The organism is Acidiphilium sp. JA12-A1, from assembly GCF_000724705.2.
Lineage (GTDB): Bacteria > Pseudomonadota > Alphaproteobacteria > Acetobacterales > Acetobacteraceae > Acidiphilium > Acidiphilium multivorum.
The window spans coordinates 22,000-42,286 of record NZ_JFHO01000056.1; the positions used below are offsets into that span (position 1 = coordinate 22,000).

Sequence of the window (20,287 nt, forward strand, 5' to 3'; positions counted from 1 at the left end):
GCTTAGGCGTCCATCTTCAGCGCCGCGAGGAAGGCGGTCTGCGGGATTTCGACCTTGCCGAACTGGCGCATCCGCTTCTTGCCCTCCTTCTGCTTCTCCAGCAGCTTGCGCTTGCGGCTGATGTCGCCGCCATAGCACTTGGCGGTGACGTCCTTCGACAGCGCGCCGAGGGTTTCGCGGGCGATCACCCGGCCGCCGATCGCCGCCTGGATGGCGATCTTGAAGAGCTGCCGGGGGATCAGGTCCTTCAGCTTGGCGCAGATCGCGCGGCCGCGGGTGTCGGCGACGGAGCGATGGGCGATGAAGGCCAGCGCGTCCACCGGCTCCTGGTTGACCAGGATGGAGATCTTCACGAGGTCGCCCTCGACATAGTCGTCCATCTGGTAGTCGAAGCTGGCATAGCCGCGGCTGACCGATTTCAGCCGGTCATAGAAGTCGAACACCACCTCGTTGAGCGGCAGCCGGTAGACCGCCATGGCGCGGTTGCCGACATAGGTGAGGTCGACCTGCTGGCCGCGGCGCTCGTTGCAGAGGGTGAGGACGGCGCCTAGATAGTCGTCCGGCACCATGATGGTCGCGCGGATCCAGGGCTCCTCGATATGGTCGATGACCGAGCCGTCCGGCATGTCCGCCGGGTTGTGCAGCTCCATCATCTCGCCGCTGGTCTTGTAGAGCCGGTAGACCACTGAGGGCGCGGTCGCGATCAGGTCGAGATCGAATTCGCGCGACAGACGCTCCTGGATGATCTCGAGATGCAGCAGACCGAGAAAGCCGCAGCGGAAGCCGAAGCCGAGCGCCGCCGAGGTCTCGGCCTCGTAATGGAAGCTCGCATCATTGAGCCGCAGCTTGGCGAGGCTGTCGCGCAGCTTCTCGAAATCGTCGGCATCGACCGGGTAGAGCCCGCACCAGACCACCGGGATCGACGGCTTGAAGCCGGGCAGGGGTTCGGTGGCGGGGACGCGGTCGTCGGTGATCGTGTCGCCCACGTTGCAGTCGGCCACCGTCTTGATGGCGGCGGTGATGTAGCCGATCTCGCCGGGGCCGAGATCGGCCTGCGGGGTGAGCTTGGGCGAGAAGGTGCCGACCTGGTCGATGGTGTGGACCGCGCCGGTCGACATCATGCGGACGCGCTGGCCCTTGCGCAGCCGCCCGTCGCGCACGCGCACGAGGATGATCACGCCGAGATAGGAGTCATACCAGCTGTCGACCAGCATGGCCTTGAGCGGCGCCGTCTCGTCGCCCTTCGGCGGCGGCAGGCGGGTGACGAGCGCCTCCAGCACCGCCTCGATGTTGAGGCCGGTCTTGGCGGATATTTCCACCGCGTCCGACGCATCGAGCCCGATCACGTCCTCGATCTGCTGCTTCACCCGCTCGGGTTCGGCGGCCGGCAGGTCGATCTTGTTGAGCACGGGGACGATCTCGTGATTGGCGTCGATCGCCTGGTACACGTTCGCCAGCGTCTGCGCCTCCACGCCCTGCGAGGCGTCGACCACCAGCAGCGAGCCCTCGCAGGCGGCGAGCGAGCGGCTCACCTCATAGGCGAAGTCGACATGGCCGGGCGTGTCCATCAGGTTCAGGACGTAGGTCTTGCCGTCCTTCGCCTTGTAGTTGAGGCGCACGGTCTGCGCCTTGATGGTGATCCCGCGCTCCTTCTCGATGTCCATGTTGTCGAGCACCTGCTCGGTCATCTCGCGGGCGGAGAGCGCGCCGGTGGTCTGGATCAGCCGGTCGGCCAGGGTCGACTTGCCGTGGTCGATATGGGCGATGATCGAGAAGTTGCGGATCAGTTCGGTGGGGGTCGAGGTCATGCGCGCTGTTTAATCGAGATCGGGGCGAATGTCAGCTTCATTGCGCGGAAGGCGGCCCCGCTTCGATATGTCGGGTCCATCGTACCATTGAAAAGAACGATCGGTTGCGCCAAACCTGCCTTCAGTCACAGAACGGTGACAAGCCGAGACGGGACGTGACATCGGCGGCGGGCTTTCCCATCTCTCGACAGGATCGGCAAACAGCCGATAAGCCTGCTCCGGCACCGGACCGTCGTCCATCACGACCTGCGTTGAGGAGATCCGCATGAACCCCCTGAAACAACTCGCTGAAGCCGGGCAGGCGCCCTGGCTCGACTTCGTCCAGCGCGGCCTGATCGAGGGGGGAGAACTCGCCACCATGGTCGCGCGCGACGGGCTCAAGGGGGTCACCTCCAATCCGGCGATCTTCGAGAAGGCGATCGCCCATGCGCCGGAATACGGGGAGGCGTTCCAGCGCTTCGTCCGCGAGCGCGACTGCGCGCCAATGGAGATCTACGAACACCTGGCCATCGCCGACATCCAGGCCGCGGCGGACGCGCTGGCGCCGGTCCATCGCGAAACCGGCGGTCGCGACGGCTTCATCAGCCTCGAGGTCTCGCCCTACCTCGCGAACGACACCCAGGGCACGATCGACGAGGCGCGCCGCCTGTGGGCCGCGGTCGACCGCCCGAACCTGATGATCAAGGTGCCGGCGACCTCGGCCGGAATCCCCGCGATCCACACCCTGATCGGCGAGGGGCTGTCGATCAACGTCACCCTGCTGTTCGCGGTGCCCCGCTACGAGGCGGTGGCGCAGGCCTATATCGCCGGCCTTGAGGATTATGCGGCAAAGGGCGGCGACGTGTCGAAGGTGGCGAGCGTCGCGAGCTTCTTCGTCAGCCGGATCGACACCGTGATCGACCGTGAATTGCAGGCGAGGATCGATGCCGGCGGCCCGGCCGGCATCCTGCAGCCGCTGCTCGGCCAGGCCGCGATCGCGAATGCCAAGCTCGCCTACGAGAGCTTCCGCAGGATTTTCGCGGGCAAGGCGTGGGAGGCGCTGGTCGCGAAGGGCGCGCAGGTGCAGCGCCTTCTCTGGGCCTCGACCGGCGTCAAGAATCCCGACTATCCGGACACGCTCTACGTCGAACGGCTGATCGGCCGCGACACGGTGAACACGATGCCGCCGGCCACGATGGACGCGTTCCGCGACCATGGCTCGGTCGTGCATGACGCCGTCGAACAGGATATCGAGGGCGCCTATGCCGCGCTGCATGCGATCGAGGAGCAGGGCATTTCGCTCGCGACCGTCACCCATGACCTGGTCGAGGATGGCGTGCGCCAGTTCGCCGAGGCGTTCGACAAGCTGCTCGGTGCGGTCGCCGAAAAGCGCGAGGCGCTGGTCACGGTGAACGCCGCGCGCATCGAGGCGCCCGAGGATATCGTCCACGCCGTGAACGAGGCCGCCGCCGGCTGGCGGGCGGATGGCGTGGTCCGGCGGCTCTGGGCCGGCGACGCCGCGGTCTGGACCGGCGCCGACGAAGCCGACTGGCTCGGCTGGCTCGACATCGTCGGGCAGGAGCACGCCCATGTCGGCACGCTGGTGCGCTTCGCCAACGCGATCCGCGAGGGCGGCTTCACCCATGTCGCCCTGCTCGGCATGGGCGGATCGAGCCTCGGGCCTGAAGTTCTCGCCACCAGTTTCGGCCGTCAGGCCGGCTGGCCGCACTTCCACATGCTCGACAGCACCGATCCCGCCCAGATCCGCGCGCTGGAGCGGAAGCTCGATCTGGCGAAGACGATGTTCATCGTCTCGTCGAAGTCCGGCAGCACGCTGGAGCCGAACATCATGCTCGCGCATTTCCGCGCCCGCATGATCGAGACCGTGGGCGAGGATGCGTGGTCCCGGCACTTCACCGCGGTGACCGACCCCGGTTCCGCGCTCGAACAGGTCGCGAAGCACGAGCGTTTCGCGCATCTCTTCCACGGCGTGAAGTCGATCGGCGGGCGCTATTCCGTGCTGTCGAAGTTCGGCCTGGTGCCGGCGGCGGCGATGGGACTCGACGTCTCCGACTTCCTGGTCCGGACGTCCCACATGGTCGCCTCCTGCGCCGCGAGCGTGCCGGCGGATCGCAATCCCGGCGTGCGTCTCGGCCTCCTCCTCGGCACCGCGGCGACGCGGTTCGGCCGCGACAAGGTGACCATCGTGACCTCGCCGCGCATTGCCGGGCTGGGCGCCTGGCTGGAACAGCTGATCGCCGAATCGACCGGCAAGCAGGGGCACGGCCTCATCCCCGTGGATGGCGAGGCGCTCGGCGAGCCCGCCGTCTATGGCAAGGACCGCGTCTTCGCGCAGCTCGTGCTCAAGGGCGATGAGGACAAGGCTCAGGATGCGAAGCTCGCAGCACTCGCGAAAGCGGGGCATCCGGTGGTGCGGATCGTGCTCGATGACGTCGCCCAGATCGGTCAGGAATTCTTCCGCTGGGAGATGGCGACCGCGGTCGCCGGCGCGATCATCGGCATCAACCCGTTCGACCAGCCCGACGTCGAGGCGAGCAAGATCAAGACCCGCGCCCTGACCGATGCCTATGAGAAGGGCGCGCCGGTCGCCTCTCCCGATCCGGTGTTCCGCGCGAACGGCATTGCCGTCTACGCCGATCCGGCGAACGCCGAAGCGCTCGGCCGTCACAACACATTGTCGGCCTGGCTGAAGCACCATTTCCAGCGCGCCCACGCGGGCGACTATATCGGTCTGCTCGCCTATATCGAGCACACGCGGGCGCACGAGGCGAAGCTGGAGGCGATTCGCCTGCGGTTGCGCGATGCCCGCAAGGTCGCGACCTGTGTCGGCTTCGGCCCGCGCTTCCTTCACTCCACCGGGCAGGCCTACAAGGGTGGGCCGAACAGCGGCGTCTTCCTGCAGATCACTGCCGATGACGCGGCGGATTTCGCCGTGCCCGGCCACCGCTACAGTTTCGGCCAGGTGAAGGGGGCGCAGGCGGAGGGAGATCTCGGCGTTCTCGTCGAACGCGAACGCCGGGCCATCCGCGTTCACCTTGCCGAGGTGGACGCGGGGCTCGCCGAACTGGAGAAGGCCATCGACCACGCCTTCGCCTGAATCTTGCGGGCGCGCAGCTCCGCGCCCGACCGGAGACCATTGACGAGCGTCATGCCCGGCGGCCCCGCGTCGTGGGACCGTCAGCGGCATGGCGCGGCAACAGGAACGGAGACAGAGCCATGAAGATTGGTGTGATCGGCCTTGGCCGGATGGGCGCCAACATTGTCCGCCGGCTGATGCGAGACGGCCACGACTGTGTGGTTTTCGACAAATCCGCAGAATCCGTCGAAAAGCTCGAGAAGGAAGGGGCGACCGGCGCGCGCGATCTCGCAGGCCTCGTGAAGGCTCTGGAGCCACCGCGTTCGGTCTGGGTGATGCTTCCGGCCGGGCAGGTGACGAGCGAGACCGTCGACGCGCTCGGCGACCTTCTCGGGCGGGATGACGTGGTCATCGATGGCGGCAACAGCTTCTATCGCGACGATATCGCCCATGCCGCGCGGTTAAAACGCAAGGGCATCCATTTCGTCGATGTCGGTACCTCGGGCGGAGTCTGGGGGCTCGAACGCGGCTACTGCATGATGATCGGGGGCGACGACGCCATCGTCCGGCGGCTCGACCCCGTGTTTCGAACCCTGGCGCCGGGGCGTGGGGAAATCGAACCGACGCCGGGGCGCGAGGGACGGGACGAGCGTGCCGAGCTTGGCTACATCCATGCCGGCCCGAACGGCGCCGGGCATTTCGTGAAGATGGTGCACAACGGCATCGAATACGGGTTGATGCAGGCCTATGCGGAAGGTTTCGCGATCCTGCGCAACCGCTGCGCCGATGCGTTGCCCGAAGCCGAACGCTACGACCTCGATGTCGCCGACATTGCCGAGGTGTGGCGGCGCGGCAGCGTGATCTCGTCCTGGCTGCTCGACCTGACCGCCGCGGCACTGGCGCGCGACGGGGCGCTTTCCGACTACAGCGGCTATGTCGAGGATTCCGGCGAGGGACGCTGGACAATCAACGCCGCGATCGAGGAGGCGGTTCCGGCCGATGTGCTCACCGCCGCACTCTATGCGCGGTTCCGCTCCCGGCTCGATCATACGTTCGGCGAGAAGATCCTGTCTGCCATGCGACAGGGCTTCGGCGGTCATGTCGAGCAGGGACCGGCTGCTGCCAAGCAGGGAGGTGGCGCATGAACCCGCTGGCAAAACACCCGCTCCGGTCAGAGGCCGGATCCTCCGGCGCCGCCTCGGCCTCCCCCGCGGGCCCTTGCAGCGTCGTGATTTTCGGTGCCGCGGGGGATCTGACCAAGCGGCTGCTGGTGCCGGCGCTCTACAATCTTGCGAATACCGGCCTGGTGCCCGAGAAGTTCGGCCTGCTTGGCGCCGATATCGCCGACCTCGACGCAAAGCACTGGACCGGCTCGCTGCGCGAGATGCTGGAGAGCTTCGTCGGCGATCCGGAAGCCGAAGACCAGATCAAGCAAGTTGACGACGCCGCATGGGATCGCCTGACGGCGCATGCCGATTACGTCCAGGGTGATTTCACCAGGGACGAATTCTACGAAGCCCTGAAGTCCCGCCTCGAAGCGATCGAAAATTCGCAAGGCACGGGCGGCAACCGGCTGTTCTACCTTGCGGTGGCCGACCGGTTCTTCGCACCGATCGTCGAGCATCTGGGCAAGGCCGGCCTCGTGACCGAGGATGAGTCGGGCGGGGGGACGTGGCGGCGGATCATCATCGAAAAGCCGTTCGGCCACGACCTTGCATCGGCTCAGGACCTGAACCGTCGGCTTCTGAGCGTGGTCGACGAGCGGCAGATCTACCGGATCGACCATTTTCTTGGCAAGGAAACCGTTCAGAACATCATGGCGTTGCGGTTCGGCAACGGAATCTTTGATCCGCTCTGGAATCGCGATCGAATCGACCATGTGCAGATCACCGTCGCCGAGACGGTCGGCGTCGAGGGACGGGCGAAATTCTACGAGCAGGCCGGCGCGTTGCGCGACATGGTGCCGAACCACGTCTTCCAGCTCGTCGCCATGGTGGCGATGGAACCGCCGGTTGGTGTGCGGGCCGAGGCGATCCGCGACAAGAAGCTGGAACTCTTCTCCGCCATCCGCACCTTGCGTCCGGAGGATGCCGTGCGTGGCCAGTATGGCGCGGGCGAGGTGTCCGGCCAATCGGCGCGCGGCTATCGCGAGGAGCCAGGCGTTGCTGCGGACTCGAATACCGAAACCTATGTCGCGTTGCGGCTTGCCATCGACAACTGGCGCTGGGCCGGCGTGCCGTTCTACATTCGCACCGGCAAGCATCTTTCCGAGCGGATGACCGAAATCGCCATCCGCTTCCGCAAGCAGCCGCTGGCGCCGTTCCAGGGCGCATCGCTCGATGGCCTGCCGCCGAACTGGCTGGTTCTGCGCATCCAGCCCGATGAAGGCATCGCCATCGAGTTCGAGGTGAAGCAACCCGGCCAGACCATGCGGCTGGCGCCCGCCCGGATGCAGTTCAGATATCGTGACCGTTTCGAACCGGAACCGAACGTCGGCTACGAAACCCTTCTGTATGATTGCATGATCGGCGATCAGACCCTATTCCAGCGGGCAGACATGGTCGAGGAGACGTGGCGTGTGGTCGGCCGTGTTCTGGACGCCTGGGGCAGAGACCGAGCCGCCGATTTCCCGAACTACCGCAGCGGCAGCGCGGGACCGGATGCGGCGGACAAGCTGCTTGCGGATGATGAGCCGACGCGGCGCTGGCGACCGGTCGCGCTCGATCCGGCGGAGAGCGGGCAATGAGCCGCGCGGTCGATCTCGTGATTGCCGATGTCGATGGCACCCTGGTCACCAATGACAAGCGCCTGACGGCGGCGACGAAGCAGGCTGTCGATGCGCTTCGCGAGGCGGGTATCCGCTTCGCGATCACCAGCGGGCGGCCGCCGCGCGGCATGCGGATGCTGAGCGAACCGCTCGCCATCGACACGCCGCTGGCCGGGTTCAACGGTGGCGTGATGATGGCCCCCGATTTCAGCCGCGTCGTCGCCTCGCACGACCTGCAGGACGACGTGATCGGCAAGGCCATCGATCTGCTCGATGACCATGGCCTCGATGCCTGGGTCTACACGCATGATCGCTGGCTGGTCCGCGATGCCGCGGCGCCGCATGTCGATCGCGAACAGCGTACCGTCGCGTTCGAGCCGGAGACCGTCGAGCGGTACGATGTATCGTCTCTTCATGGCGTCGTGAAGATTGTCGGGGTGACCGATGACGCCGAGCGTATGAAATCCTGCCTTGCCGCCGCGCACAAGGCGTTCGGTGACGGCGTGACGGCGGACTGCTCGCAGCCCTATTATCTCGATATCACCAGCGCACATGCGAACAAGGGCGCGGTGGTGGATGCGATGTCGAGCGAGCTCGGCATCCCGCACGAGCGTATCGCGACCATCGGCGACATGCCGAACGATGTTGCCATGTTTGCCCGCAGCGGCCTTTCCATCGCGATGGGCAATGCCGATGACAGTGTCAAGCGGAAGGCGGATCATGCCACACGCGGCAATGAGGAAGATGGCTTTGCCGAAGCGATGATGCGCTTCGTGCTCGAGGGGAGACGCTGATGAAACCTGTGCGTGGCGAACTCGTCGTCGTGCCCGATGCGAAGGCCTTCGCCGAATACGGAGCGCGCCTCTTTGCGGAAGAGGCCGCCGCCGCGCGCGGCCGGTTCGTGGCCGGCCTCGCCGGCGGATCGACGCCGCGCGCATTGTACGAACGGCTGGCTGCTGCGCCCTGGCGCGACAGCATCGACTGGACACGCATCGATCTCGTTCTCGGCGATGAGCGTTTCGTCGCGCCGGATGACGACAAGAGCAATGTCCGGATGATCCGCGACGCCCTGACCGCGCATCTGCCGGCGGCGCCCCGCCTGCATCAGGTGCCGTTCGACGGGATGACGGTCGATCAGGCCGCCGCGGCATATCAGCGGGATCTGGCCGAGGTCCATGGCGCAGCGACTCTCGATCCTTCGAGACCATTCTTTGATCTTTGCCTGCTTGGCATGGGCGATGACGGTCATACCGCATCACTTCTGCCCGGTCAGGACGATCTGCTCGGTGAACGGCAACGCTGGGTGATTCCGGTGACCAAGGGACGCCCGGAAGCACGCGTCACGCTGACCTACCCGATCCTCGAAAGCGCGCGGGTCGTGGTGTTTCTCGTCTCCGGCGCGGGCAAGCGCGACATGCTCGATCGCGTCCTGAGCGGTTCGGATCGTGACGTGCCCGCCGCTCGCCTCAGGCCGGTCGGACGCCTGATCTGGCTCGCGGATCGCGATGCCGCCGGACGATGGGCAGACTGAAGGGGGCAAATCGCATGGGAACCGATTTCGAAAATGGCAAGCGTGCGGCCGCGCGGCTGGCCGTCGGTCTCGTCGAATCCGGAATGCGCGTGGGCCTCGGCACGGGGTCGACCGCCGCCCATTTCATCGATCAACTCGGCGCGCGCGTCCGCGCCGAAGGGCTCGACATCGAATGCGTCGCGACATCCGATCTCACGGCAGCCAGGGCGGAATTCCTCGGCCTGCGCCTCGTGCCGCTCGATGGTTCCCTCGACCTTGCGGTTGACGGAGCCGATGAGGTGGAGTTCGGAACGCTCCGCCTGATCAAGGGGCTGGGTGGTGCCCTGCTGCGGGAAAAGCTGGTGGCGCAATCGGCACGACGCTTTGTCGTCATCGCCGACCGAAGCAAGCTGGTGACACGGCTCGGCGCGCATTCGAAACTGCCAGTCGAGATCGTCCGCCATGGCGCGGACCGCACCTGTGCCAGGCTCGCCGAACTGGATCTTGCGCCCGTTCTGCGCGCGAATGCCGGCAGTCCCTTCGTTTCGGATGGCGGCCACTTCATTGCCGATTGCACGATGCCGAAAGGCATCGTTCCCGAAGCCATCGAGTCTGCCCTCCGCTCGATTGCCGGCGTTGTCGGCACCGGCCTCTTCCTGTCGGGTTCCGCCTGCGCGATCATTGGCTATCCCGATGGCTCGACCCGCCAGTTCGATGGCGACGCGGTCTCCGCGGCCGGCCTCGCACCCGCCGCGGCCACGCTGCGTTGCCTCGGCCTGCCGAAGCCGAACATTCCGCCACTGATCGCCGTGATGGGTGTTTCCGCATCCGGCAAATCCACGATCGGGCTTTTGCTGGCGGAACTTCTGGGCGTGCCGTTCTGCGATGGCGACGATCTGCATCCGGAGTCGAACCGGGAGAAAATGCGCTCCGGCCGCCCGCTCGACGATGAAGACAGGATGCCCTGGCTGCATCGCATCGCCATGCGCCTTGCGGAATGGCGGACGAGACGATGCGGCGGCGTCATTGTCAGCTCGCTTCTGACGCGGCGTTATCGCGATCTGGTGCGCGGCGGTGCTGGCCCGTTCACGCTGGTGCATCTCGATGGATCGCGCGATCTGCTGGCCGCGCGCATCGCCGCACGGCGTGGTCACTTCATGCCGGCATCCCTGCTCGACAGCCAGCTCGCGGCGCTCGAGTCGCCGCAGGCCGGAGAGGATGCGATTGTCGTCTCGATCGATGAGTCTCCCGTCGGCATCGTGCGGAGAATCATGCGGTCGCTGCAGGCTGGCCAGGTTTCAGCAAACTAGCGAGGGGAGGGCGCGATGAGCCTGAGAATCGAGGATTACGCAATCATCGGAGACCGGCAGACAGCGGCCCTTGTCGGCAAGGACGGCTCGATCGATTTTCTTTGTCTGCCACGATTCGATTCCGATCCGTGCTTCGCGTCGCTGCTTGGAACGCGCGAGAACGGGCGGTGGCTGATCGCACCGGCTGCATCGCCCCTGCGGGTGGAGCGGCGTTACCGCCCCGAGACCCTTGTGCTTGAAACCGACTTTCATACCGATGACGGCGTGGTGCGGGTGACCGACTGCATGGTCCCCCACCCGCATGACACCACGCGGCTGGTCCGCATGGTGAGCGGCCTGTCCGGACGAGTGGAGATGCGGCTGGACATCGTGTTCAGGTTCGGCTTCGGCCGCGTCGTACCCTGGGTGCAGCGGCTGCCCGGCCATGAAGGTTTCGTGGCGGTCGCCGGACCCGACATGGTCGTGGTCTGGGGCGACGTGCCGATGACCGGCCGCAATCAGCACACGGAAGCGCAATTCACAATCGAGGCGGGTGAGGAGTTCCTGTTCGGCCTCGAATGGTTGCCCTCGCACAAGCGGGTGCCACATCGTTTCGATATGAAAATGGGAATCGAGCAGGCGTCAGACCGCTGGCGCAGCTGGGCGCAGCGCGCGCCGGTCCGTGGGCGCTGGGCCGAAATCGTGCGGCGGTCGCTCATCACGCTCAAGGCCCTGACACATTGGGAAACCGGCGGAATCATAGCGGCGGCGACGTCTTCGCTGCCCGAGCAACTCGGCGGCGAGCGCAACTGGGATTACCGGTTCTGCTGGCTGCGCGATGCGAGTTTCACACTCCAGGCGCTGATGAATGCGGGGCACCGGGACGAGGCACATGCGTGGTCGCGCTGGCTCGATCGTGCGATCGCCGGTGGTGCCGAGGACATCCAGATCATGTATGGCGTGGCCGGCGAGCGCCTTCTGACCGAACGCGAGATCGACTGGTTGCCAGGCTATGAAGGTTCAAAGCCGGTCCGTGCCGGCAATGCGGCCGCGGGCCAGCGTCAGCTCGACGTCTTCGGTGAACTGATGAATGCTCTCTATCAGGCACATGTCGGCGGGGTGCGGCGGGATGAGAACAGCTGGAACATCCGTCTCGTCCTGCTTGAAACCCTGGAGAAGATCTGGGCCGAGCCGGACGAGGGTATCTGGGAAGTGCGTGGCGGCCGCCAGCAATTCGTCCACTCCAAGGTGATGGCCTGGGTCGCGTTCGACCGGGCGATCCGCTCCGTCGAGGATTACGGCTACGACGGTCCGGTCGAACACTGGCGCGCGATCCGCCAGCAGATTCACGATCAGGTCTGCCAGAACGGCTTCGACGCGGAGATGAACAGCTTCGTTCAGGCCTATGGCTCGAAGGCGCTGGATGCGAGCCTGCTGCTGCTGCCGATCGTCGGCTTTCTACCGCCCGACGATCCGCGCATCATTGGCACCGTCGCCGCGATCGAACGGCATCTTCTGCAAGATGGATTCGTGCGCCGTTATGACACCGAAACAGGAAAGGATGGATTGACCGGCAATGAAGGTGTCTTTCTCGCGTGCAGTTTCTGGCTGGTCGACAATTACGTGATGATGGGCCGGCGCGCGGATGCCGAAGCCCTGTTCGAAAAGCTGGTGGCGTTGCGCAACGACGTGGGATTGTTCGCCGAGGAGTACGACACGGTCAACCGGCGACAGATCGGCAATTTCCCCCAGGCATTCACGCATGTTGCGCTCGTGAACGCAGCGCTCCGCCTGAGCGAGGAGGGGCAGGACGCCGGATAGCGCGCCCGCCCCCCGGGCGCGTGCTCAACTCTCGGTCATCGCCTCGATAATCGCCGAGCCCATGCCTGCGGTCGTCCCCTGACCTCCCAGATCGGGGGTCAGCGCGTGGCGCCCCTCGATCACGTTTGCCACGGCCTGCTCGATCAGGCGCGCCGCGGCGGTTGCCGCGGGTTCGGCATGGCGGCGGCCGAGCCAGTCGAGCAGCATCTGGCCTGACATGATCATTGCATAGGGATTGGCGATCCCGCGCCCTGCGATGTCAGGTGCGGAACCGTGTGTCGCCTGCGCCATCGCATGGCGCGGCCCGGCGCACAGGCCTGCCGCCATCCCGAGACCGCCGACCAGGCCGGCGGCCTCGTCGGTCAGGATGTCGCCGAACATGTTCGTGGTCACGACGACGTCGTAGCGCTGCGGGGTCATCACCAGGCGCATCGCAAACGTGTCGACGATTGCCTCGTCATAGGTCACATCGGGATATTCCGCCGCCAGCCTGCGACATTCCTCGGCGAACATGCCGCAACCGAGCTTGAACACGGTGTCCTTGTGCACGGCGGTCAGATGCCGGCGGCGCGCCCGTGCCAGTTCGAATGCCGCCCGCGCGACTTTCGATGACCCGTTCCGGGTGATGACCCGCACGGAGATCGTCACGTCCGGCGTTGGCCGAAACTCGCCCGAGCCGGCGACGACGTTGCGGTCCGGCTGGAAGCCCTCGTTATTTTCCCTGACGATGACGAGATCGACGCCCTGATGCAGGCAGGGCAGCGCGGCATGGGACTTCACCGGCCTGATATTCGCGAACAGGTCGAAATGCTTGCGCAGCAGCGGATGCGGGTTGATCGCCTCAGGTATCTTCGGATAGGCCATGTGCCCGATCGGGCCAAGCAGCCACCCATCCAGGGCGTCGAGCCGCTCGATGGTTCCGTCCGGCAGGGTAGAACCCAGGCTGTCAAGCGCCGCCCGGCCGATCGGGATATCCTGCCACTCGATCGCGAGCCCGGTCCGGGCCGCGGCGGCCTGCATGACCCTGACAGCCTCCGGCACGATTTCATGCCCGATATCGTCGCCGTTGAGTATGCCGATCTTCATTATCTCGATTGCCTTCTTTGCAGTTTTGGGTTCAGGGAGACAGGATTTCCAGGCTCTGCCCGTTCGTCCGCGGGCCGAACAGGCCGACCGAAAGGATGATCGCCAGCATGCCGAGGCCGATCATCACGAACACCCCGGCCGGGCCGAATCCCGCCAGCAGGTCAGCGACCCAGTAGCCGATGAAGATCGAACTCACGCGGCTCCAGGCGAAGGTAAAGCCCACGGCTCGCGCGCGGATGCGGGTTGGAAACAGCTCCGCCGCATAGGGATGGAAAATCGCGATCATCCAGTTGTTTCCGAGCGCGATCAGCGCGCCGCTGATGATCACCAGCGCCACCGTATGCGCGTGGACAAATGCGATGCCGCTCATGCCGATCAGCACCGCCGTGCCGACGAGCTGCCACTTGCGCTCGATCCGTTCCGCGAAGATCGTGCCGCAGATCGCGCCGACCGGCGCGAGCAGGACGATCATCGTCGTGTAGTAGAGCGAGTGGATGATCGTGAATCCCTGTTTGACCAGCAGCATCGGAACGAAGGCGGTAAACCCGAACACCGCGATGGTCTGCGCGAACTGGAAGATCGAGATCATCAGCGTGCGCGGCAGGTAGAAGGAAGAAAACATTTCGCTCCAGTGTCCGCTCGCGGCCGCCGCGTCGGGCACATCGGCGACGGGATCGGGCAGCTTCCTGCCGGTTTCCACCTCGATCCTCGCCTCGATCGCCGCGACGACGCGGTCCGCCTCGTCGTAGCGGCCATGCACTTCGAGCCAGCGCGGCGATTCCGGAAGCCCGCGCTGAACGAGCATGACCACCACGCCGCTGAGGGCGCCGATCGCCACCACCCAGCGCCAGCCGGCGATGCCGAACGGCGCCGCGGGAACCAGCATGGCCGCGAGGAAGGCCGCCACCGGTATCGCGGTGAGCACGAAGATGAACGACGCCGCCATGTAGCGCCCGCGGGCCGCGCGGGGCGTGAGCTCGGTCAGAAAGCTGTCATTGTTGATGAGCTGCATCCCGACCGCGAGGCCGGCGACGAAGCGCGCGGCATCAATCGCCGCGGGGTTCGACAGGAAGGCGATGGTCAGCTGCGCAAGCGAATAGACGGCCATGGAATAGACGAAGATCGCCCGCCGGCCGAACCGGTCGGAGATGAAGCCGAACCCGGCCGTGCTCAGCAGCATGCCAATGAAGAAGCTGGCGAGGAAGCTCGCGAACAGGCGCGGATCGAACATGCTGCCGGGCTTCGCGACGAAAATGCCCGCGCGCACGAGGCCGAGCGAGATGAAGCCAGGCATGAAGAGTTCATAGAACTCGAACCAGCCACCGGCCGCGATACGCCCGACCAGCCCGACCAGATGCCGCGATGGCGGCAGGCGGTCGATGCGCGCCAGCACGGTATGTCGCGCTGCCGTCCTGTCCAGAACCTGTTCCATGATCGTTTCCTCCTGTTCAAGCCTTGTTGTTCTTTTGCGCGGGCGCGAGAGGCGAAATCCCTAGCGGGTTGACGCCTCGGCAATGAGCGAGACGTCATCGAGCGCTTCGAGGCGCCAGCAGAGATCGATGAGCCGCCTGATCGCGTCGTCATCGAGGTGTGGTGCGGCAAGTCCGGTGAACTTGCGTTCAAGGTCGCGGTCGGACATCGGCCGCGCCAGGCTGCCGATCGCGTGGTCGATCCGGATCTCGGTCGTGGTGCCGTCGGTGCGGGTCAGCACCACCTGCGCCGCATCGGCCGGCATGGCGGTGTCGACCGTCGCGTTCACCCGGCCGCGCAGGGCCACGATGGCCGGATCGTTGACGGCGCGGTCGCTGAACTGCGCCTCGCCGCCATCGCCTTCGGTCAGCGCCACCGCGGCGGCGTGATAGATGCTGAACTTGCCCTCGAGCCCGCTTTGCGGCGCGGTCTTGCCGGTCAGTTCCAGCACCAGCGGATGGACGCGCAGCGCAACCGAGCGGACGCTTCCCGCGTCCACGCCGTGCTCCTCGCGAAGCTGGATGCAGGCATCGATCACCGGATGCATCACGATGCCGCAGGCGAACGGCTTGTAGGTGTTGGCCAGGATCTCGAACCGTGACCCCAGCCCTTCGGTGATCTCGCGCGCGTCGTGCCGGGTGCTGAGGACGTTCATCCAGCCCCGCTTCGCCTCCAGCGCCTGCGGCGAACTCGTATAGCCCTTCGCGGCGAGCAGGGCCGCCGTCATGCCGTTCTGCGCCGCGCGGCCGGGATGGAAACTCTTGGTCATGCTGCCGAACATCTCGCGCAACCCGACCGGCTGGCTCGCCGCGATGCCGAGCGCCCATGCCATCCGCTCGCCGTCGAGCCCGAGGATCCGCCCGATCGCGGCGGCCGCGCCGAAGGCGCCGACCGAGCCGGTGATATGCCAGCCGACATCGTAGTGCTCGGGATAGACGGCATTGCCGATCCGGCACTCCGCCTCGATGCCGACGACCAGCGCATTGACGAAATCGCGCCCCGGAATCGGCTGCACGCCCGCATAGGCCAGCAACGCGCTCGCGACCGGCCCGGCGGGATGGATCACGGTGCGCAGATGGGTGTCGTCGAAATCGAAGACATGCGAGCTGATCCCGTTGATCAGGCTGGCGTTCAGCGGATCGAGGCGCTCGGCGCGGCCGGCAACGACCGAGCGGCCCGGCCCGGCGAACGGCGAAAGCGCCGCGATCGCGGCATCGACGGCCTCGTGGCGGCAGCCGCCGATCGCGCAACCGAGCCAGTTGAGGAAGGTGCGGGCGGCTTCCTTGCGCACCGGCGCTGGCAGCGTCTCCGGCGATGCGGCGGCGGCGTATTCCGCCAGGATGCGGGTGACGGGGACCACCTTGCCGGCTGGTGGGGCGTGGTCGGGCATGCAGATCCTCCTTGGTGGTTTAATCGTAGTATTGTCGACAATCGACAATATGGCAACCTCTTGGCGAAACCCCGTCGGCACGGCAATAACGGACCCATGAACGCGCCCCTCAACCACCTGCGGATCCTCCAGACCCGGTCGGTCGCCGACCTGGTGCGGGAAGAAATCATCGGCCTGATCAAGCGCGGTGACCTCGTGGCCGGCGACAAGCTGAGCGAACAGAGCTTCGCCCAGCATTTCAACGTCAGCCGTGCGCCGATCCGCGAGGCATTCCGCGCGCTCGAGGAAGCGGGCCTTGTCAGGCTGGAGAAGAACCGCGGCGTGTTCGTCCGCGAGATCCGCGAGCCCGAGGCGCACGAACTCTACGAACTGCGCGCGACGCTCGATGAAATGGCCGGCCGCCAGCTCGCCCCGCGCGTCACCGGCGAGATCCTCTCCGAACTCGACGGCTGGCTCGCCCGCCTCGCCGATGCCGCGCGGGCCGGCGACATGGCCGCCTATTTCCCGTTGAACATCGGCTTTCACGACCGCCTGGTCGAGCTGACCGGCAATGCGACCCTGATCGAATTCTATCGAAAGCTGATCGACCGGATGCACCTGCTCCGCCGGCGCAATTTCGACGAGGGACAGGGCAGCGCCGGCTCGCAGGAGGAGCACCGCGCGATCGTCGCCGCCCTCGCGACGCGCCATCCCGACCGTGTGGCGGCGGCGATGCGCGCGCATGTCGAGAACGGCTATCGCCGGCTGACCGGCCAGGCGCTGGTCCCGGGTCCGGCATCCGCCGCGCCGGCGGCATCGGGCTGATCCGGTGGCGCTCCGGGCAATCCGCGCCGTGTTCATGCGCGGCGGCACCTCGAAGGCGCTGATCTTCCGCGCCGGCGATCTCCCCGCCGATCGGGCGGACTGGGCGCCGATCTTCCTCGCCGCGATGGGCTCGCCGGACCCGGCGATGCGCCAGCTCGACGGCATGGGCGGTGGCGTGTCCTCGCTGTCGAAATGCTGCGTCGTCGGCCCGCCGAGCCGGCCGGATGCGGATGTCGACTACACGTTCGCGCAGGTCGCGATCGACCGGCCGGAGGTCGATTACGCCAGCAATTGCGGCAACATGTCCTCGGCGATCGGCCCCTTCGCGGTGGATGAGGGGCTGGTCGCCCCGCCTGCGGGGAACGAGGCGGTGGTGCGCATCCACAACACCAATACCGGCAAGATCATCGTCGCCCGGTTCCCGATGGAAGATGGCCGCGCCGCGGTGACGGGTGACCTCGCGATCGACGGCGTCGCCGGCACCGGGGCACCGATCCGCCTCGATTTCACCGATCCCGGCGGCGCCGGCACCGGGCGCCTGCTGCCGACCGGCAACCTGACGGACCGGCTCGACGTACCCGGCCTCGGGCCGCTGCGCGTCACCCTGATCGACGCCGCCAATCCCTGCGTGCTGGTCGCCGCCGCCGATCTCGGCATGACCGCGACGGAAACCCCGGCGGCGATGGAGCGCGACACCGCGCTGATCGCCGGGATCGAGGCGCTGCGGCGCGCGGCTTCGGTGCGGATGGGCCTTGCCGCCGATCTCGAGGCGGCGGCGCGGATCATCAGCGTGCCGAAAGTGGGCATTCTCGCGCCGCCGGCGGATGCGCCCGTCCTGTCAGGGGCGGTGCAGACGGCCGCGAGCGTCGACATTCTGGCGCGCATGATGTCGTCCGGCCAGCCGCATCGCGCGGTGCCGCTGACCGGCGCGCTCTGCCTCGCCGTGGCCTGCCGGCTGCCCGGCACCGTGGCGCATGACCTGGTCCGGCCGGGCGAGGCGGCCGATCCGGTGCGGGTCGGCCATCCTTCCGGCGCGATCCTCGTCGCCGCCGGCGTGTCCTCAGGGCCGGACGGGCCCCGCGTCTCGCACGCCACCGTGTTCCGGACCGCGCGGCGGCTGTTCCAGGGCGAGGTGCTCCATGTCGGCCCCCGCGTATAGGGGTTACGCTACCGGCTTGTCGGGGAAGGCGAGTTCGTGGCGCGAGCGCCAGTCCGGTGTCACGTAGTTCACGATCAGCGAGCGCCGCACCCCGCTGATCGGCCGCTGGCGGAACCCGTGCCAGGTGTTTTCGCCGGGGATGAAGATCAGCCCTGCGTTGCGACGGGCCGGGGCCGAGCCGACATATTCGACGGGCGAGGCGAAGATGTCGGTGCCCCAGTCCTCGCCGGCCGGCGGATCGGCCAGATAGACCAGCATGGTGAAGAACTTGGCGCCGATATCGGTATGCGGTTCGAGCCAGAATCCATCGCGGTCCTGGCAGTATTCGATCCTCAGCAGGCTGCCGCCGAGATCGACGCTGCACATCGCCTCGATCGCCGCGATCGTGTCCGGCGCCTGCCACGCGGCCGCGAGCGCCCCGCAGACCGGATGCCGCGCCTGCTCCTCCGCCGCGAAGAAGCGGCGAGTGGAATTGTGCGTCTCGCGCCGCCCCGCCGTCTCGCCGATCTCCGGCGGCGGAAAGGGCAGGGCGAGGATGGCGCTCACGGCCTCGCCGGGCAGCACCTCGGCGAGCAGCCAGTGCCGGTAGGGTTCGGTGCGGGCATCGGCCCCCGCCAGCGCGCGGCGGATCGAGGCGGCGGCGTCAGACATGGCTCAGCACCCGCTTTGCCTGGGCCGAGAGCCGGTGACGCATCAGTTCGCGCCGTGCGGTCAGGCTCGATGTCATCCAGTTGATCATCACGTAGCGGCGCACGCCGACGAAGGGTTCGTGGCCGTGGAACGACCGGTCCGAGCGGCGGAACATCACCAGCGTGCCGAGCAGCGGCGGCACCTCGGCCAGCATGTCGTCAAGATTGTCCGGCCCGCGCAGCAGCCGCAGCCGGCCGCCTTCGGCTTCCCATGCCTCGTTGAAATAGAGCAGGGCGGTGATCAGCTTGGCCTCGCTGTCGGTATGGATGCGGCCGTCGCGCTCGCGGGCGCGGCCGCGCAGGGTGATCATGGTCGGCCGCCCGGTGAGATCGACGCCGAACTTCTCCGAAACGGCGGCGGTGATCTCCCTGCCCGTGAGCTCGTCGATCAGCGCCCGGAACAACGGCCCCGGATCGGTCGCCTCGAGCGGCAGAAGTCCCGGAACCTCGATCCGGGGAAAGTCCTGCAGCACGGCCCGCGCCTGCTCCCGGGCCATGAAATGCGGTGTCACCAGATACTGGAAGGGGGCTTCGGTGAGCGGTGTCGCCCGGAAGGCATCGAGATCGAGAATCGCCATGAAATCGTCATCCGCCAGATTTGACGTCCGGTTAGCCGGGCCCTCGGGCGGGTTCATTGACATGAATCAACACATGCCGGCGGCGGCCATCGCGCCGGGCGCCATCGTGAGTTGTGTCATTCATGCAGTCTGAAACCGAAAGGTGACAAACGACCGCAAACATTGTGTCAAATTTTCAATCCTTGGTTGATGAAAACCGTCGTGAAGTAACCGTTGATACATAAAGTGTAAGAGGGGCAAAAATGTGGGTGACCGTACATTTTTTCCTTGCACCGATTCGGCGCAGGGGAGTCTTTGGGTCATGTGCCTCCGTCCGTCACCCTTTCCGCGCTGAGCCGTGCAGAGCTTGAAGCTCTGCTGGTCGAACTGTTCGGTGAGATCGCCAGCCTGAAGGTGATCGTTGCTGAATTGCGCGAAGAGAATGCGCGACTGAAGGGTCTGAAGGGTCGCCCGCATATCAAACCGAGTGGCATGGAAAAAGGAACAGCGCCGCCGAAGCCCCAGAAGCAGGAGAAGCGTCCCGTTCGGGGCAAGGTCTCACCCCGGGTCAAAGTCGAAGAAAAGGTGATCGGGATTGAGGTCCCGCCAGGAGCTGTTTTCAAAGGTCATGAACCTTTTCTGGTCCAGGACCTCGTGATTTCGGCGACGGCGACCCGTTACCTGCGAGAGCGCTGGATAACGCCGGATGGCCGGACGATCCTGGCACCATTGCCTCAAGGAACCGCAGGCCATTTCGGTCCGGAACTACGCCGCTTCGTGCTGGTGCAATATCATCAGGGTCAATCGACGATGCCGCGGTTGCTCGCCTTGTTGCGATCGCTGGGGATTTCGATCTCGAAG

At 66.3% G+C, this 20,287-nt stretch carries 15 protein-coding genes and 1 pseudogene; 10 read left to right on the forward strand and 6 right to left on the reverse strand.

Annotated elements, in window-relative coordinates; translation table 11 throughout:
* Window positions 1-2: 2 nt before the first annotated feature.
* Window positions 3-1,808, reverse strand: a complete 1,806-nt coding sequence (gene lepA, locus RT91_RS10990; RefSeq protein WP_035187281.1) for a translation elongation factor 4 — start codon at window positions 1,806-1,808, stop codon at window positions 3-5.
* A 265-nt stretch (window positions 1,809-2,073) separates the two neighbouring features.
* Between lepA and RT91_RS10995 the strand changes: the two genes are divergently transcribed.
* From RT91_RS10995 to RT91_RS11025, 7 genes are all read left to right on the forward strand, one after another.
* Window positions 2,074-4,905 (forward strand): bifunctional transaldolase/phosoglucose isomerase, encoded by a 2,832-nt coding sequence (locus tag RT91_RS10995; RefSeq protein WP_035187282.1) that lies wholly within the window; start codon window positions 2,074-2,076, stop codon window positions 4,903-4,905.
* Window positions 4,906-5,024: 119 nt separating this feature from the next.
* Entirely contained in the window at window positions 5,025-6,029 is a 1,005-nt protein-coding gene (gnd, locus tag RT91_RS11000; RefSeq protein ID WP_035187284.1) for a phosphogluconate dehydrogenase (NAD(+)-dependent, decarboxylating), read from the forward strand.
* Complete coding sequence (gene zwf / locus RT91_RS11005) at window positions 6,026-7,630, forward strand: glucose-6-phosphate dehydrogenase (protein WP_035187286.1); 1,605 nt, start codon at window positions 6,026-6,028, stop codon at window positions 7,628-7,630. The genes gnd and zwf overlap by 4 nt, the downstream gene beginning before the upstream one ends.
* On the forward strand, window positions 7,627-8,445 hold the full coding sequence (locus RT91_RS11010; protein WP_013639918.1) for a Cof-type HAD-IIB family hydrolase: 819 nt from the start codon (window positions 7,627-7,629) through the stop codon (window positions 8,443-8,445). Before zwf ends, RT91_RS11010 begins: the two co-directional genes overlap by 4 nt.
* On the forward strand, window positions 8,445-9,182 hold the full coding sequence (pgl, locus tag RT91_RS11015; RefSeq protein ID WP_013639917.1) for a 6-phosphogluconolactonase: 738 nt from the start codon (window positions 8,445-8,447) through the stop codon (window positions 9,180-9,182). Before RT91_RS11010 ends, pgl begins: the two co-directional genes overlap by 1 nt.
* Before the next feature lie 14 nt (window positions 9,183-9,196).
* Window positions 9,197-10,471, forward strand: coding sequence for a ribose 5-phosphate isomerase A (rpiA, locus tag RT91_RS11020; protein WP_035187287.1), 1,275 nt, complete (start codon window positions 9,197-9,199; stop codon window positions 10,469-10,471).
* 15 nt (window positions 10,472-10,486) lie between these two features.
* Complete coding sequence (locus RT91_RS11025) at window positions 10,487-12,271, forward strand: glycoside hydrolase family 15 protein (protein ID WP_035187288.1); 1,785 nt, start codon at window positions 10,487-10,489, stop codon at window positions 12,269-12,271.
* 24 nt (window positions 12,272-12,295) lie between these two features.
* On the opposite strand, the gene RT91_RS11030 is transcribed toward RT91_RS11025, so the two are convergent.
* From RT91_RS11030 to RT91_RS11040, 3 genes are read right to left on the reverse strand one after another with little or no spacing between them, the layout of a single operon-like run.
* On the reverse strand, window positions 12,296-13,357 hold the full coding sequence (locus tag RT91_RS11030; protein WP_035187290.1) for an isocitrate/isopropylmalate dehydrogenase family protein: 1,062 nt from the start codon (window positions 13,355-13,357) through the stop codon (window positions 12,296-12,298).
* A 31-nt stretch (window positions 13,358-13,388) separates the two neighbouring features.
* Window positions 13,389-14,789: an MFS transporter gene (locus RT91_RS11035; protein ID WP_035187292.1), complete on the reverse strand. Its 1,401-nt coding sequence runs from the start codon at window positions 14,787-14,789 to the stop codon at window positions 13,389-13,391.
* 60 nt (window positions 14,790-14,849) lie between these two features.
* Window positions 14,850-16,217, reverse strand: a complete 1,368-nt coding sequence (locus RT91_RS11040) for an MmgE/PrpD family protein (RefSeq protein WP_035187295.1) — start codon at window positions 16,215-16,217, stop codon at window positions 14,850-14,852.
* 96 nt (window positions 16,218-16,313) lie between these two features.
* On the opposite strand from RT91_RS11040, the gene RT91_RS11045 reads away from it, so the two are divergent.
* Window positions 16,314-17,021 (forward strand): GntR family transcriptional regulator, encoded by a 708-nt coding sequence (locus RT91_RS11045; RefSeq protein ID WP_007421744.1) that lies wholly within the window; start codon window positions 16,314-16,316, stop codon window positions 17,019-17,021.
* A 4-nt stretch (window positions 17,022-17,025) separates the two neighbouring features.
* Window positions 17,026-18,180, forward strand: coding sequence for a 2-methylaconitate cis-trans isomerase PrpF family protein (locus RT91_RS11050; protein WP_035187296.1), 1,155 nt, complete (start codon window positions 17,026-17,028; stop codon window positions 18,178-18,180).
* A 3-nt stretch (window positions 18,181-18,183) separates the two neighbouring features.
* Here RT91_RS11050 and RT91_RS11055 read toward each other — a convergent pair whose 3' ends face one another.
* Together RT91_RS11055 and RT91_RS11060 are read right to left on the reverse strand one after the other, a co-directional pair.
* On the reverse strand, window positions 18,184-18,831 hold the full coding sequence (locus tag RT91_RS11055; protein WP_035187299.1) for a 2OG-Fe(II) oxygenase: 648 nt from the start codon (window positions 18,829-18,831) through the stop codon (window positions 18,184-18,186).
* Window positions 18,824-19,447: a 2OG-Fe(II) oxygenase gene (locus tag RT91_RS11060; protein ID WP_240314267.1), complete on the reverse strand. Its 624-nt coding sequence runs from the start codon at window positions 19,445-19,447 to the stop codon at window positions 18,824-18,826. The genes RT91_RS11055 and RT91_RS11060 overlap by 8 nt, the downstream gene beginning before the upstream one ends.
* A 303-nt stretch (window positions 19,448-19,750) precedes the next feature.
* Between RT91_RS11060 and RT91_RS21495 the strand changes: the two are divergent.
* Window positions 19,751-20,287, forward strand: a pseudogene (locus RT91_RS21495) (hypothetical protein); the annotation flags it as partial.

What these genes read in the sequence shown, in the direction of transcription:
- RT91_RS11030 (WP_035187290.1), bottom strand. Translation starts at nt 13,357, where the DNA reads ATGAAGATCGGCATACTCAACGGCGACGATATCGGGCATGAAATCGTG.
- zwf (WP_035187286.1), top strand. Translation starts at nt 6,026, where the DNA reads ATGAACCCGCTGGCAAAACACCCGCTCCGGTCAGAGGCCGGATCCTCC.
- RT91_RS11060 (WP_240314267.1), bottom strand. Translation starts at nt 19,447, where the DNA reads ATGGCGATTCTCGATCTCGATGCCTTCCGGGCGACACCGCTCACCGAA.
- RT91_RS11035 (WP_035187292.1), bottom strand. Translation starts at nt 14,789, where the DNA reads ATGGAACAGGTTCTGGACAGGACGGCAGCGCGACATACCGTGCTGGCG.
- rpiA (WP_035187287.1), top strand. Translation starts at nt 9,197, where the DNA reads ATGGGAACCGATTTCGAAAATGGCAAGCGTGCGGCCGCGCGGCTGGCC.
- RT91_RS11045 (WP_007421744.1), top strand. Translation starts at nt 16,314, where the DNA reads ATGAACGCGCCCCTCAACCACCTGCGGATCCTCCAGACCCGGTCGGTC.
- pgl (WP_013639917.1), top strand. Translation starts at nt 8,445, where the DNA reads ATGAAACCTGTGCGTGGCGAACTCGTCGTCGTGCCCGATGCGAAGGCC.
- RT91_RS11040 (WP_035187295.1), bottom strand. Translation starts at nt 16,217, where the DNA reads ATGCCCGACCACGCCCCACCAGCCGGCAAGGTGGTCCCCGTCACCCGC.
- RT91_RS11010 (WP_013639918.1), top strand. Translation starts at nt 7,627, where the DNA reads ATGAGCCGCGCGGTCGATCTCGTGATTGCCGATGTCGATGGCACCCTG.
- RT91_RS11055 (WP_035187299.1), bottom strand. Translation starts at nt 18,831, where the DNA reads ATGTCTGACGCCGCCGCCTCGATCCGCCGCGCGCTGGCGGGGGCCGAT.
- gnd (WP_035187284.1), top strand. Translation starts at nt 5,025, where the DNA reads ATGAAGATTGGTGTGATCGGCCTTGGCCGGATGGGCGCCAACATTGTC.
- RT91_RS11025 (WP_035187288.1), top strand. Translation starts at nt 10,487, where the DNA reads ATGAGCCTGAGAATCGAGGATTACGCAATCATCGGAGACCGGCAGACA.
- RT91_RS10995 (WP_035187282.1), top strand. Translation starts at nt 2,074, where the DNA reads ATGAACCCCCTGAAACAACTCGCTGAAGCCGGGCAGGCGCCCTGGCTC.
- lepA (WP_035187281.1), bottom strand. Translation starts at nt 1,808, where the DNA reads ATGACCTCGACCCCCACCGAACTGATCCGCAACTTCTCGATCATCGCC.